The organism is Pseudomonas sp. 2835 (assembly GCF_050435905.1).
GTDB lineage: Bacteria > Pseudomonadota > Gammaproteobacteria > Pseudomonadales > Pseudomonadaceae > Aquipseudomonas.
Genome location: NZ_JBNDLE010000019.1, coordinates 12938 through 26403, shown reverse-complemented (window position 1 = coordinate 26403; position 13466 = coordinate 12938). Strand labels below are relative to the sequence as shown.

Below are 13466 nucleotides of genomic sequence, written 5' to 3'. Positions count from 1 at the left end.
ACCCCAAGCGCAACCAACGCCCATCACCGCCACCAATAGTCAGATTGTGAATGGTGGTTCACTTTCGACCTTTGACATAAGCGTTTCTTGTCTATATTTTTTCGATTCTGAATATAGCTATGCCCCGTTAAGGTGCATTTCCTGCCGTTGCCCGACCGAAATGGGGATTTCTGTCGGGTTTTTGTCGAGCGCTCAGTGCGCCTCACAACAACAAGAACCGAGGTAACGAATGACGACTGCTCTGCGACAACCAACACTTTCAAGCCAGTGCATGGCCGAATTTCTCGGCACCGCGCTACTGATCTTTTTCGGCACTGGCTGCGTCGCTGCGCTCAAGGTGGCGGGTGCCAGCTTCGGCCTGTGGGAAATCAGCATCATCTGGGGCGTCGGCGTGAGCATGGCGATCTACCTCACCGCCGGGGTTTCCGGCGCGCACCTGAACCCGGCCGTGAGCATCGCCCTGTGCCTGTTCGCCGGTTTCGAGAAGCACAAACTGGCGTTCTACATCGTTGCCCAGATCGCCGGCGCCTTCTGTGGCGCTGCGTTGGTTTACACGCTGTACAGCAACCTGTTCTTCGATTTCGAACAGGCCCACGAAATGATCCGCGGTAGCCAGGCCAGCCTTGAATTGGCCTCGGTGTTCTCCACCTACCCGCACCCGGCGCTGTCCACCGGCCAGGCTTTTTTGGTTGAAGTGATCATCACCGCCGTACTGATGGCGGTGATCATGGCCCTGACCGATGACAACAACGGCTTGCCTCGCGGCGCCATGGCACCCCTGCTGATCGGCCTGCTGATTGCCGTGATCGGTAGCGCCATGGGCCCGCTGACCGGCTTTGCAATGAACCCGGCGCGGGACTTCGGGCCCAAGCTGATGACCTTCCTCGCTGGCTGGGGCGAAGTCGCCTTTACTGGCGGTCGTGATATTCCCTATTTCCTGATTCCAATTTTTGCGCCGATCATAGGAGCGAGCCTTGGGGCCGCCCTGTACCGCGGTGTGATCGCCCGCAACCTGCCGGTTGCCGAGAGCGAAAGTGCCCAGACCGACGCCAACCCTCAGGGCAAGACCCAGGCATCCTGATGCCTGCAGTGGCGAGCCAGGCTCGCCCCGCCCTGATCTCCACCCTATTTAGTGCAAGGCCAACGACATGACAGACACCCAGAACAAGAACTACATCATTGCCCTGGACCAGGGCACGACCAGTTCGCGGGCCATCATTTTCGACCGTGATGCCAACGTGGTTGGCACTTCGCAGCGCGAATTCGCACAGCATTACCCCCAAGCCGGCTGGGTCGAGCACGACCCGATGGAAATCTTCGCCACCCAGAGCGCGACCATGGTCGAGGCCCTGGCCCAGGCCGGCCTGAGCCACGACCAGGTTGCCGCCATCGGTATCACCAACCAGCGCGAAACCACCGTGGTCTGGGACAAGGAAACCGGCCGCCCGGTGTACAACGCCATCGTCTGGCAATGCCGGCGCAGCACCGAGATCTGCGAACAGCTCAAGCGTGACGGCCTGCAGGAATACATCCGCGAAACCACGGGCCTGGTCACCGACCCATACTTCTCTGGCACCAAGCTCAAGTGGATCCTCGACAACGTCGAAGGCGCCCGCGAGCGCGCCGAGCGTGGCGACCTGCTGTTCGGCACCGTCGATAGCTGGCTGATCTGGAAATTCTCCGGCGGCAAGGTGCACGTCACCGACTACACCAACGCCTCGCGCACCATGCTCTTCAACATCCACACCCTGCAGTGGGACGAGAAGATGCTCGAGGTGCTGAACATCCCTCGGCAGATGCTGCCCGAGGTACGCAGCTCTTCGGAGGTCTACGGCCGCACCAAGAGCGGTATCGCCATTGCCGGTATCGCCGGCGACCAGCAGGCCGCGCTGTTCGGCCAGATGTGCGTGGAGCCCGGCCAGGCCAAGAACACCTACGGCACTGGCTGCTTCCTGCTGATGAACACCGGCGACAAGGCCGTTACCTCTTCCCACGGCCTGCTCACCACCATCGCCTGCGGCCCGCGCGGCGAAGTGGCCTACGCCCTGGAAGGCGCGGTGTTCAACGGCGGCTCTACCGTGCAGTGGCTGCGTGACGAGCTGAAGATCGTCAACGATGCCCACGACACCGAGTACTTCGCCAGCAAGGTCAAGGACAGCAACGGCGTGTACCTGGTGCCGGCCTTCACCGGCCTGGGCGCTCCGTACTGGGACCCTTACGCCCGTGGCGCACTGTTCGGCCTGACCCGTGGGGTCAAGGTCGACCACATCATCCGCGCCGCACTGGAGTCGATTGCCTACCAGACCCGTGACGTGCTCGACGCCATGCAGCAAGACTGCGGCCAGCGCCTGAGCGAACTGCGGGTCGATGGCGGCGCTGTCGCCAACAATTTCCTCATGCAGTTCCAGGCCGACATCCTCGGCACCTGCGTCGAGCGCCCGCAAATGCGCGAAACCACCGCCCTCGGCGCTGCCTACCTGGCGGGCCTGGCTTGCGGTTTCTGGAGCGGCCTGGATGAACTGCGCGGCAAGGCGATCATCGAGCGCGAGTTCAGCCCGCAACTGGATGAAGTAGCCAAAGAGAAGCTGTATGCCGGTTGGCTGAAGGCCGTGGATCGCACCCGCGATTGGGAACCGCACGAAGAGTAAGCAGTAGAAGCAAGCTGTAAGCCACAAGCTGCAAGCGTGTAAGACGCGAATCATCTTGTGGCTTGCAGCTTGTAGCTTGAGCTGTTTTCATGGCGCAATTTGCCCGGCTGCCCCAAAGGACCGCCCATGAATCTGCCCCCTCGCCAACAACAAATCCTCGAACTGGTCCGCGAACGCGGCTATGTCAGTATCGAAGAAATGGCGCAGCTGTTCGTCGTAACCCCGCAAACCATTCGCCGTGATATCAACCAGCTGGCGGAGGTCAACCTGCTACGCCGTTACCACGGTGGCGCGGCCTACGACTCCAGCATCGAAAACACCGCCTATGCCATGCGCGCCGACCAGATGCGCGATGAAAAACAGCGCATCGCCGAAGCGATTGCCGCGCAGATTCCCGATCACGCCTCGCTGTTCATCAATATCGGTACCACTACCGAATCCATCGCCCGCGCCCTGCTCAACCACAACCACCTGAAGATCATCACCAACAACCTGCACGTGGCGTCAATCCTCAGTGCCAAGGACGATTTCGAAGTGTTGCTGGCCGGCGGCAATGTGCGCCGCGACGGCGGTGTAGTCGGCCAGGCCAGTGTCGACTTCATCAACCAGTTCAAGGTCGATTTCGCTCTGGTTGGCATCAGCGGCATCGATGAAGACGGCAGCCTGCTGGATTTCGACTACCAGGAAGTTCGGGTATCCCAGGCGATCATCGCCAATGCCCGGCAGGTGATCCTGGCCGCCGACTCGAGCAAGTTCGGCCGTAACGCCATGGTACGCCTGGGTTCGATCAGCCTGATCGACTGCCTGGTGACCGACCAGGCGCCGGTACCGGCCCTTACCCAATTGCTCAACCAGTACAAGATCCGTCTCGAAGTGGTCTGACCCGGCGCAAGCTGCCATCGCAATGATGGCAGCTCGAATGTTCGTTATTTTTCATTTATTTGTCATCTGATCAGTATTTTCTATGGGAAGTGACTGGCGAGCGGCATTTCATTGCGCTAGTATTTTCGAAAGTGAACATCAATGTTCAGATTCGATGTCGGAAAGACCTTCAGGAGGCCACCCGTGTCCCACTCCAGCTTGCCATCGCCCGCCCTTGCCGAAATCTATGACCTCGCCGTAATCGGCGGCGGCATCAACGGTGTGGGGATTGCCGCCGATGCAGCCGGACGCGGTCTTTCGGTGTTCCTTTGCGAAAAGGACGACCTGGCCAGCCACACCTCCTCGGCCAGCAGCAAGCTAATCCATGGCGGCCTGCGCTATCTCGAACATTACGAATTCCGCCTGGTGCGCGAAGCCCTGGCCGAACGCGAAGTGCTGTTGGCCAAGGCACCGCACATCGTCAAGCCGATGCGCTTCGTGCTGCCGCACCGCCCGCACCTGCGCCCGGCGTGGATGATCCGCGCCGGCCTGTTCCTTTACGATCACCTGGGCAAGCGCAAGCAGCTCGGCGCCTCCAACAGCCTGCGCTTCCGCCCGGGCAACCCGCTCAAGCCGGCGATCACCCGCGGTTTCGAATACGCCGACTGCGCCGTCGATGACGCCCGCCTGGTAGTGCTCAACGCCATGGCCGCCCGTGAAAAAGGCGCCGATATCCGTACCCGCACGCGCTGCATCAGCGCCCGCCGGGTCGATGGCGTGTGGAACGTGCAGCTGGAAAACGCCGACGGCAGCCAGCAGTCGATCCAGGCCCGCGCGCTGGTCAATGCCGCAGGCCCGTGGGTGGCCAAGTTCATCCAGGACGACCTCAAGCTCGACGCGCCGTACGGCATCCGCCTGATCCAGGGCAGCCACCTGATCGTGCCGAAGCTGTACGACGGCGAACATGCCTACATCCTGCAGAACGAAGACCAGCGCATCGTCTTCGCCATTCCGTACCTGGAGCGCTTCACCCTGATCGGTACCACCGACCGCGAATACACCGGCGATCCGGCCAAGGTAGCTATCACCGAGGGCGAGACCGACTACCTGCTGAAAGTGGTCAACGAGCACTTCAACCACCAGCTCAGCCGCACCGATATCCTCCACACCTATGCCGGTGTTCGCCCGCTGTGCAACGACGAGTCCGACAACCCCTCGGCCGTTACCCGCGATTACACCCTGGCGCTGTCGGCCAGCACCGGTGAGGCCCCGCTGCTGTCGGTGTTCGGCGGCAAGCTGACTACCTACCGCAAACTGGCCGAATCGGCCATGAGCGAACTGGCGCCGTTCTTCACCCAGATGCGCGGCAGCTGGACCGCCAGCGCTCCCCTGCCGGGCGGTGAAGACATGAGCACCCCGCAGGCGCTGGTAGATGCCATTCTGGCCCGCTGTGGCTGGTTGCCGGCCGAAATCGCCAAGCGCTGGGCGCGCACCTACGGCAGCCGCGTGTGGCGCCTGCTCGAAGGCGTACAGGGCCCGGAAGACCTGGGTGAGGCGATTGGCGGCGGCTTGTTCACCCGTGAGGTGGATTACCTGTGCAGCGAGGAATGGGCGGTGAATGCCGACGACATCCTCTGGCGCCGAAGCAAGCTGGGGCTGTTCACTACTGCGGCTGAACAACAGGCTTTGCAGGACTATCTTCAGCGCCTGGAGCTGAATCGCGCGCGGGTTCAAGCGGCCTGATAGCTGAATAGTATCGCGGGGACCTGCCCCGCGATGCGACCATCCATTCGGATTTCCGAACACTAAACCTCACCTCATTCGGCCATCCGGACGAATCCTACCTCGCGCAAATCGTCAAAAAAGATTAATCCCCCGATTTTTCATGGCGTTATGATCGAAATCAGGGCTTGGCACGAGTCATGCTCTACACTCAGTACCCGAATGCGCAAAACGCTTCACTGCAGTGTTCGCTGAACGAAAGAGCCCGCCAACGGCTCCATAAAAAAAACAACGTCGAGGAAATTTTGATGCGTATCGTTCCCCATCTGTTGGGCGCCGCTATTGCGGCCGCTTTGATCAGCGCGCCAGCCTTCGCTGCCGAACTGACCGGCACCCTGAAAAAGATCAACGAGTCGGGCACCATTACCCTGGGGCACCGCGACGCTTCCATTCCGTTCTCCTACATCGCCGACGCTTCGGGCAAACCCGTCGGTTACTCCCATGACATCCAGCTGGCAATCGTCGAGGCCCTGAAAAAGGACCTGAACAAGCCGGACCTGAAGGTCAAATACAACCTCGTAACCTCCCAGACCCGTATCCCGCTGGTCCAGAACGGCACCGTTGACGTCGAGTGTGGCTCGACCACCAACAACGTCGAGCGCCAGCAGCAGGTCGCCTTCTCGGTCGGTATCTTCGAGGTGGGCACCCGCCTGCTGACCAAGGTCAAGGACGGCCAACCCGTCTACAAAGACTTCCCGGATCTGGCTGGCAAGAACGTGGTAACCACCGCCGGTACCACTTCGGAGCGCATCCTCAAAGCGATGAACGCCGACAAGCAGATGAAGATGAATGTCATCTCGGCCAAGGACCATGGCGAGTCGTTCCAGATGCTGGAGTCCGGTCGCGCCGTAGCCTTCATGATGGATGACGCATTGCTCGCAGGCGAAATGGCCAAGGCCAAGAAACCGGCCGACTGGGTAGTGACCGGCACGCCGCAGTCCTATGAAATCTACGGCTGCATGGTCCGCAAGGACGACCCGGCGTTCAAGAAAGCCGTCGACGATGCCATCGTCGGCCTCTACAAGTCGGGCGAGATCAACAAGATCTACGACAAGTGGTTCAACCAGCCAGTCCCTCCTAAAGGCCTGAACCTGCAGTTCCCGATGAGCGACGAGCTCAAGGCGCTGATCGCCAATCCTACCGACAAAGCTGCAGACGAAAAGAAGTCCTGATCCCCAGCTAGTTAGTGTCTAACCTTTCATCCGAGGGTGCCTTGCGCACCCCCGGATGCTCGAAGGTGCCCGTGAAACAACCGATCTGAGGGGAGACCCCGATGAATTACAACTGGGACTGGGGCGTATTCTTCAAGTCCACTGGCGTGGGCAGCGAAACCTATCTGGACTGGTACATCACCGGCCTGGGCTGGACCATCGCCATTGCCATCGCCGCCTGGATCATTGCCTTGCTGCTGGGTTCGATACTCGGCGTCATGCGTACCGTGCCGAACCGTCTGGTATCGGGCATTGCCACGGCCTACGTGGAACTCTTTCGTAACGTACCGCTGCTGGTGCAGCTGTTCATCTGGTACTTCCTGGTGCCCGACCTGCTGCCAGAGAACCTGCAGGAGTGGTACAAGCAGGACCTCAACCCGACCACCTCGGCGCTGATCAGCGTGATCGTCTGCCTGGGCCTGTTCACCGCCGCCCGTGTTTGCGAGCAGGTGCGTACCGGTATCCAGGCGCTGCCCCGCGGCCAGGAAGCCGCTGCCCGCGCCATGGGTTTCAGCCTGCCGCAGGTGTACTGGAACGTGCTGCTGCCGCAAGCCTACCGGATCATCATTCCGCCGCTGACCTCGGAATTCCTGAACGTGTTCAAGAACTCCTCGGTGGCCTCGCTGATCGGCCTGATGGAACTGCTGGCACAAACCAAACAGACCGCCGAGTTCTCGGCCAACCTGTTTGAAGCCTTCACCCTGGCGACCCTGATCTACTTCACCCTGAACATGGGCCTGATGTTGCTGATGCGCCTGGTCGAGAAGAAAGTCGCCGTGCCGGGCCTGATCTCCGTGGGGGGTAAATAATGGACTTCAGTGGAATCATCCCTGCCCTGCCGGGCCTGTGGAACGGCATGGTCATGACCCTGCAACTGATGGTCATGGGCATTGTCGGCGGTATCGTGCTGGGCACCATCCTCGCCCTGATGCGCCTGTCGTCGAGCAAGCTGCTGGCGAATGTAGCCGGTGCCTATGTCAACTACTTCCGTTCCATCCCGCTGCTGCTGGTGATCACCTGGTTCTACCTGGCGGTGCCGTTCGTACTGCGCTGGATCACCGGCGAAGACACTCCGATCGGGGCGTTCACCTCCTGCGTCGTGGCGTTCATGATGTTCGAGGCGGCGTATTTCTGTGAAATCGTCCGCGCCGGCGTACAGTCGATCTCCAAGGGCCAGATGGGCGCCGCCCAGGCTCTGGGCATGACCTACGGCCAGACCATGCGCCTGATCATCCTGCCCCAGGCGTTTCGCAAGATGACCCCGCTGCTGCTGCAACAGAGCATCATCCTGTTCCAGGACACCTCGCTGGTCTACACCGTCGGCCTGGTCGACTTCCTCAACTCGGCACGGGCCAGTGGCGACATCATCGGGCGCTCCAACGAGTTCCTGGTATTTGCCGGCGCCGTGTACTTCGTCATCAGCTTCTCCGCTTCCTTCCTGGTCAAGCGTCTGCAGAAAAGGATAACCGTATGATCTCCATCAAGAACGTCAACAAGTGGTACGGGGACTTCCAGGTTCTGACCGACTGCAACACCGAGGTCAAGAAAGGCGAGGTGGTTGTCGTCTGCGGTCCGTCGGGCTCGGGCAAATCGACCCTGATCAAGTGCGTCAATGCCCTGGAACCCTTCCAGAAGGGTGACATCGTGGTCGACGGTACCTCGATTGCCGATCCCAAGACCAACCTGCCCAAGCTGCGCTCGCGGGTCGGCATGGTGTTCCAGCACTTCGAGCTGTTCCCGCACCTGACCATCACCGAAAACCTGACCATTGCCCAGCGCAAGGTATTGGGCCGCAGCGAAGCTGAAGCGACCAAGAAGGGCCTGGCCCTGCTCGAGCGCGTCGGCCTCAGCGCCCACGCCAAGAAGCACCCGGGGCAGCTGTCCGGTGGCCAGCAGCAGCGCGTGGCCATTGCCCGCGCCCTGGCCATGGACCCGATCGTCATGCTGTTCGACGAACCGACCTCGGCACTGGACCCGGAAATGGTCAGCGAAGTGCTGGACGTCATGGTCCAGCTGGCCAACGAAGGCATGACCATGATGTGCGTGACCCACGAAATGGGCTTTGCCCGCAAGGTCGCCAACCGGGTGATCTTCATGGACAAGGGCAACATCATCGAAGACTGCACCAAGGAAGAGTTCTTTGGTGACCAGAGCGTGCGCGACGAGCGTACCCAGCACTTCCTCAGCAAGATCCTGCAACACTGAGGTGATCATCACGCTCTGTCCGGTGTACGCCGGCAGAGCGTGCTGGCCGTACCAAGGCTACTGTGATGAAATGCGACCCTACGCTCTTTCGCCCTGCCAAGCCTGCCCTTGCCGTGAAACCCCGTCTGATTCGCCAGCTGCTGTTACCGCCACTGATCATCCTGCTGATGATCGGCCTGGGCGTGGCCGGTTTCATGATCAGCGAACACAACGGCATCCGCACCTTGAGCGAGAACGGCGAGCGCCAGCTCGAGTTGCACGCGCGCGCGGTCGAGAGCGAGATCAGCAAATACACCTACCTGCCGAGCCTGCTGGAGCTTGAAAACAGCGTTTCCAGCCTGCTCACCGAAGCCGATGGCGAACACCGCCAGGCGGTCAACGAATACCTCGAAGGCCTGAACCGCCGCAGCCGCAGCCGGGCGATCTTCGTCCTCGACACCAGCGGCCGGGTCCAGGCCACCAGCAACTGGCGCGATGTCGACAGCTTCCTCGGCGAAGACCTGTCGTTTCGCGCCTATTTCCAGGACGCCGTGCGCGGGCAGCCAGGGCGCTTCTACGGCATCGGCAGCACCACCGGTGAGCCAGGCTACTTCCTCGCCCATGGCCTGGAAGAACACGGCAAGATCATTGGCGTGGCGGTGATCAAGGTGCGCCTTGAGGCCATGGAAGAACGCTGGCAACGGGCGCGCCTGGAGGCGTTCGTCAGCGACGAGAACGGTATCATCATCCTTTCCAGCGACCCGGCGCGGCGGCTCAAGTCGGTACGCCCGCTGACCCCGGAAATCAAGGAGCGCCTGGCGCGCAGCCTGCAGTATTACTGGTGGCCGCTGAATGAACTGCAACCGCTGTCGCGGGAGAAAATCGCCGACGGTGTCGAGAAGCTGAGCTTCCCGGCCAATGCCGAACTCGGTGACGGTCGCCGCGAAGTAGCGTACCTGGCGCAAACCCGGCGCCTGAGCGACACGCCCTGGCACTTCACCTTGCTTACTCCCTTGCAGGACTTGCGCCGCGAATCCATGGTCCAGGGCATCCTGGTCGGCGTCGCCTTTGCCCTGCTGGCGATTTTGCTGATTGCCTGGAACGAGCGGCGCAAGGTTATTGCCACCCGCCTGGCCGCCCGTGAAGCGCTGGAAGAAGCCAACAGCCAGCTGGAACGCAAGATCGCCGAGCGCACTGCCGACCTGCGCGCCAGCAACGAACGGCTCAAGGGCCAGATCCGCGAACGCCGGCATGCCGAACAGACCCTGCGCCACGCCCAGGACGAACTGGTCCAGGCCGGCAAGCTGGCCGCCATCGGCCAGATGTCGACCAGCATCGCCCACGAGCTGAACCAGCCGCTGGCCGCCCTGCGCACTTTATCGGGCAACAGCGTGCGCTTCCTCGAACGTGGCGCGCTGGAAACCGTCAGCACCAACCTGCGCACCATGAACGACCTGATCGACCGCATGGGCCGCATCACCGCCAGCCTGCGCTCCTTTGCCCGCCGCGGCGAAGACAGCGGCAAGGCCTCGCTGGGCAAAGCCGTCGAGGCCAGCCTGCAGGTGCTGGGCAACCGCATCGCCGGCTGTCACCTGCAGTTGCATAGCAACTACGAAGACCAGAAGCTGGCCATCGACCAGACCCGCCTGGAGCAGATCCTGGTCAACCTGATCGGCAACGCCCTCGATGCCATGGCCGCGCAACCCATGCCGCAGTTGTGGCTGGAAGGCGAGCTGCAGGGCGACAAGTACCGCCTGCGCGTGCGCGACAACGGTCACGGCATCGATGACGAAGCGCGCAAGCACCTGTTTGAACCGTTTTTCACCACCAAACCGGGAGAGCACGGCCTGGGCCTGGGCCTGACCTTGTCTGCCAGCCTCGCCGCCGCCGCCAAGGGCAGCCTCAGCGTCGAACACCCCGCCAGCGGCGGCACTGCGTTCGTGCTCAGCCTGCCACTGGTCAATGCCCCCACAGAACCAGCCGAGTCCCTATGAACCAAGCGCCCCTTACTGTCCTGATCGTCGAAGACGACCCGCATGTGCTGCTCGGCTGCCAGCAGGCGCTGGCCCTGGAAGACATCGCTTGTGAAGGCGTCGGCAGCGCCGAAGAAGCACTGCAGCGTATCGGCGATGATTTTGCCGGCATCGTAGTCAGCGATATCCGCCTGCCCGGCATCGATGGCCTGGAACTGCTCAGCCGCCTCAAGGCCCGCGACCGTAGCCTGCCGGTGGTGCTGATCACCGGCCACGGCGACATCGACATGGCGGTCGGCGCCATGCGCAACGGCGCCTACGACTTCATGGAAAAACCTTTCGCCCCTGAACGCCTGGTCGAAGTGGTGCGCCGGGCCCTGGAACAACGCGGGCTGTCCCGCGAAGTGTTTGCCCTGCGCCGGCAACTGGCCGGGCAAAGCACCCTTGAAGGAAGGATCATCGGCCGTTCGTCGGCCATGCAGAACCTGCGCGAACTGATCGCCAACGTTGCCGATACCTCGGCCAATGTGCTGATCGAAGGCGAGACCGGCACCGGCAAGGAACTGGTCGCCCGTTGCCTGCATGATTTCAGCCGCCGCCAGGGCGCGCCGTTCGTGGCCCTGAACTGCGGCGGCCTGCCGGAGAACCTGTTCGAGAGCGAGATTTTCGGCCACGAGGCCAATGCCTTTACCGGCGCCGGCAAGCGCCGGATCGGCAAGATCGAACACGCCAACGGCGGCACCTTGTTTCTCGACGAGGTTGAAAGCATGCCGCTGAACCTGCAGATCAAGCTGCTGCGCGTGCTGCAGGAGCGCACCCTGGAGCGCCTGGGCTCGAACCAGAGCATTGCCGTGGACTGCCGGGTGATCGCCGCGACCAAGTCCGACCTCGACGCCCTCGGCCAGAGCGGGCAGTTCCGCAGCGACCTGTATTACCGCCTGAACGTGGTGACCCTGGAACTGCCGCCACTGCGCGAGCGTCGCGAAGACATCCTGCAACTGTTCGAACACTTCCTGCAGCAATCGTCCTTGCGCTTCGACCGGGAGGTTCCGCAACTGGACAGCCAGACCCTGTCGCGGCTGATGGCCCATGACTGGCCGGGGAACGTGCGCGAACTGCGCAACGTCGCCGAGCGCTATGCCCTGGGTCTGCCGGCATTCAAAAAGGCCGGTGCCAGCGCCAACCAGGGCCTGGGCTTTGCCGAAGCGGTCGAGGCCTTCGAGCGCAACCTGCTCGGCGATGCCCTGCAGCGCACCGGCGGCAACCTCAGCCAGGCCAGCCAGGAGCTGGGCATGGCCAAGACCACGCTGTTCGACAAAGTGAAAAAGTATGGCCTGGGCTGACCGGCCGCAGAAACGGGGCAAGTCGTGGACCTGATACTCAAAGCCTGCCTGGGTGCGGCCGTGGTGCTGATCCTTGCCGCTCTGGCCAAGACCCGCAACTACTACATTGCCGGCCTGGTGCCGCTGTTCCCGACTTTCGCGTTGATCGCTCACTATATTGTCGGCAAAGGCCGCTCACTGGATGACCTGAAGACCACCATCCTGTTCGGCATGTGGTCGATCATTCCCTACTTCGTCTACCTGGTAGCACTGTACCTGCTGGTCGATCGCCTGCGCCTGGAGGCTTCGCTGGCCCTTGCGGCCGTGGCCTGGCTGGTGGCGGCGACGGTGCTGGTGAGTGTCTGGGTGAGGTTGCATTGACAGGCTGACTTCATCGCGGGCAAGCCCGCTCCTGCACCTGCGATCAGTACACCGCCACATGGGTATCGGCCAGCCGCTGCGTCTTCAGGTACGGCAAAACCGCGCCCAGCAACGGTTCCTTGAACTGCTCCTGAAAGCGATGAGCCAGGCCGGGGATCAGCCTTAGCTGACTGCCCTTGATGTGCGCGGCCAAGTGCACGCCGTGCATTACCGGCAGCAACGGGTCGGCAGTGCCATGCACCACCAGGGTTGGCAGGCGCAGGCTGTTGAGCAGTTCGACCCGGCTCTGTTCGGCGAGGATCGCCATGATCTGGCGCTTGACCCCTTCAGGATTGAAGGCGCGGTCGTAGGCGATCGCTGCCTGCTCAAGCAACACCTGGCGATCATCCTCGACCTCGGGGCTGCCGAGGGCGGCCAGCAGGTCGGCCTGCTGTTCAAGTGCCACCTCGCGATTCGGTGCGCCACGCCGGGCCAGCAACTGCACCAGTGCCGGGCTAGGCGCCGGCAAGCCCTGGGCACCGGAACTGGACATGATCAGGGTCAGGCTCTCGACCCGCTGCGGCGCCAGCGCCGCCAGGTGCTGGGCGATCATGCCGCCCATGCTCACGCCGATGACATGAAAGCGCTCGACCTGCAGGGCATCCATCAGCCCCAGGCCGTCTTCGGCCATGTCGCTCAGGGTGTAAGGCGCGGCTACCGGCAGGCCAAGCTTGTAGCGCAAAAGCTCAAAGGTCAGGTTGGCGCCGTTGGGGGCCTGGTTCCAGCTGGACAGGCCGACATCGCGGTTGTCGTAGCGGATCACCCGAAAACCCTGCTGACACAAGGCCACCACCACTTCATCGGGCCAGTGGATCAGTTGCCCGCCCAGCCCCATCACCAGCAGCAAGGCCGGGTCCGAATCACGGCCGATGCTCTGGTAGGCCAGGCTGACCTGCGCCAGCTCGACCCGTTCGGTGGGCACATTGACGTCGCAACTAGACGCTGCAATAGAAGGAATGGCGCACATCAGCGCCAGCAAAAAAACAAAAGCCCGCATGAGCGAAACACCAGAATGCAAATCCCCAGTAGAACCGGAGTCTGATGAACTTCATGCGGGCGCGCTGC

The 13466-nt window shown here is 62.1% G+C and carries 12 protein-coding genes; 11 read left to right on the top strand and 1 reads right to left on the bottom strand.

Annotation, left to right across the window (positions count from 1 at the left end; genetic code table 11):
* Positions 1 to 229: 229 nt before the first annotated feature.
* From ABIE20_RS22070 to ABIE20_RS22020, 11 genes are all read left to right on the top strand, one after another.
* Positions 230 to 1081: an MIP/aquaporin family protein gene (locus ABIE20_RS22070; RefSeq protein ID WP_095162265.1), complete on the top strand. Its 852-nt coding sequence runs from the start codon at positions 230 to 232 to the stop codon at positions 1079 to 1081.
* 67 nt (positions 1082 to 1148) lie between these two features.
* Positions 1149 to 2648 (top strand): glycerol kinase GlpK, encoded by a 1500-nt coding sequence (gene glpK, locus ABIE20_RS22065; RefSeq protein ID WP_429507318.1) that lies wholly within the window; start codon positions 1149 to 1151, stop codon positions 2646 to 2648.
* Between the two features lie 126 nt (positions 2649 to 2774).
* A complete protein-coding gene (locus ABIE20_RS22060) occupies positions 2775 to 3530 on the top strand; it encodes a DeoR/GlpR family transcriptional regulator (RefSeq protein WP_010221027.1) in 756 nt (251 codons plus the stop codon).
* Between the two features lie 183 nt (positions 3531 to 3713).
* Positions 3714 to 5252 carry a glycerol-3-phosphate dehydrogenase gene (gene glpD, locus ABIE20_RS22055; RefSeq protein WP_429507316.1) on the top strand — a complete coding sequence of 513 codons (1539 nt, stop codon included), beginning with the start codon at positions 3714 to 3716 and terminating at the stop codon, positions 5250 to 5252.
* A gap of 287 nt (positions 5253 to 5539) precedes the next feature.
* Positions 5540 to 6463 carry a glutamate/aspartate ABC transporter substrate-binding protein gene (locus tag ABIE20_RS22050; RefSeq protein WP_429507315.1) on the top strand — a complete coding sequence of 308 codons (924 nt, stop codon included), beginning with the start codon at positions 5540 to 5542 and terminating at the stop codon, positions 6461 to 6463.
* Between the two features lie 101 nt (positions 6464 to 6564).
* Positions 6565 to 7311: an amino acid ABC transporter permease gene (locus ABIE20_RS22045; RefSeq protein ID WP_045197710.1), complete on the top strand. Its 747-nt coding sequence runs from the start codon at positions 6565 to 6567 to the stop codon at positions 7309 to 7311.
* A complete protein-coding gene (locus tag ABIE20_RS22040; protein WP_429507420.1) occupies positions 7308 to 7976 on the top strand; it encodes an ABC transporter permease subunit in 669 nt (222 codons plus the stop codon). Before ABIE20_RS22045 ends, ABIE20_RS22040 begins: the two co-directional genes overlap by 4 nt.
* A complete protein-coding gene (locus ABIE20_RS22035) occupies positions 7973 to 8707 on the top strand; it encodes an amino acid ABC transporter ATP-binding protein (RefSeq protein ID WP_429507313.1) in 735 nt (244 codons plus the stop codon). Before ABIE20_RS22040 ends, ABIE20_RS22035 begins: the two co-directional genes overlap by 4 nt.
* Positions 8708 to 8772: 65 nt before the next feature.
* Positions 8773 to 10680, top strand: a complete 1908-nt coding sequence (locus ABIE20_RS22030) for a sensor histidine kinase (protein WP_429507311.1) — start codon at positions 8773 to 8775, stop codon at positions 10678 to 10680.
* Positions 10677 to 12002, top strand: coding sequence for a sigma-54-dependent transcriptional regulator (locus ABIE20_RS22025; protein ID WP_429507309.1), 1326 nt, complete (start codon positions 10677 to 10679; stop codon positions 12000 to 12002). The genes ABIE20_RS22030 and ABIE20_RS22025 overlap by 4 nt, the downstream gene beginning before the upstream one ends.
* Positions 12003 to 12035: 33 nt before the next feature.
* Complete coding sequence (locus ABIE20_RS22020) at positions 12036 to 12362, top strand: GlpM family protein (RefSeq protein WP_429507418.1); 327 nt, start codon at positions 12036 to 12038, stop codon at positions 12360 to 12362.
* 43 nt (positions 12363 to 12405) lie between these two features.
* Here the strand turns inward: ABIE20_RS22020 and ABIE20_RS22015 are convergent, their stop codons facing one another.
* The gene (locus ABIE20_RS22015; protein ID WP_429507307.1) at positions 12406 to 13398 is read right to left on the bottom strand and encodes an alpha/beta fold hydrolase; all 993 of its coding nucleotides are present in this window, start codon (positions 13396 to 13398) and stop codon (positions 12406 to 12408) included.
* Between the last annotated feature and the right edge of the window lie 68 nt (positions 13399 to 13466).

What these genes read in the sequence shown, in the direction of transcription:
- ABIE20_RS22070 (WP_095162265.1), top strand. Translation starts at nt 230, where the DNA reads ATGACGACTGCTCTGCGACAACCAACACTTTCAAGCCAGTGCATGGCC.
- glpK (WP_429507318.1), top strand. Translation starts at nt 1,149, where the DNA reads ATGACAGACACCCAGAACAAGAACTACATCATTGCCCTGGACCAGGGC.
- ABIE20_RS22060 (WP_010221027.1), top strand. Translation starts at nt 2,775, where the DNA reads ATGAATCTGCCCCCTCGCCAACAACAAATCCTCGAACTGGTCCGCGAA.
- ABIE20_RS22050 (WP_429507315.1), top strand. Translation starts at nt 5,540, where the DNA reads ATGCGTATCGTTCCCCATCTGTTGGGCGCCGCTATTGCGGCCGCTTTG.
- ABIE20_RS22045 (WP_045197710.1), top strand. Translation starts at nt 6,565, where the DNA reads ATGAATTACAACTGGGACTGGGGCGTATTCTTCAAGTCCACTGGCGTG.
- ABIE20_RS22035 (WP_429507313.1), top strand. Translation starts at nt 7,973, where the DNA reads ATGATCTCCATCAAGAACGTCAACAAGTGGTACGGGGACTTCCAGGTT.
- ABIE20_RS22030 (WP_429507311.1), top strand. Translation starts at nt 8,773, where the DNA reads ATGAAATGCGACCCTACGCTCTTTCGCCCTGCCAAGCCTGCCCTTGCC.
- ABIE20_RS22025 (WP_429507309.1), top strand. Translation starts at nt 10,677, where the DNA reads ATGAACCAAGCGCCCCTTACTGTCCTGATCGTCGAAGACGACCCGCAT.
- ABIE20_RS22015 (WP_429507307.1), bottom strand. Translation starts at nt 13,398, where the DNA reads ATGCGGGCTTTTGTTTTTTTGCTGGCGCTGATGTGCGCCATTCCTTCT.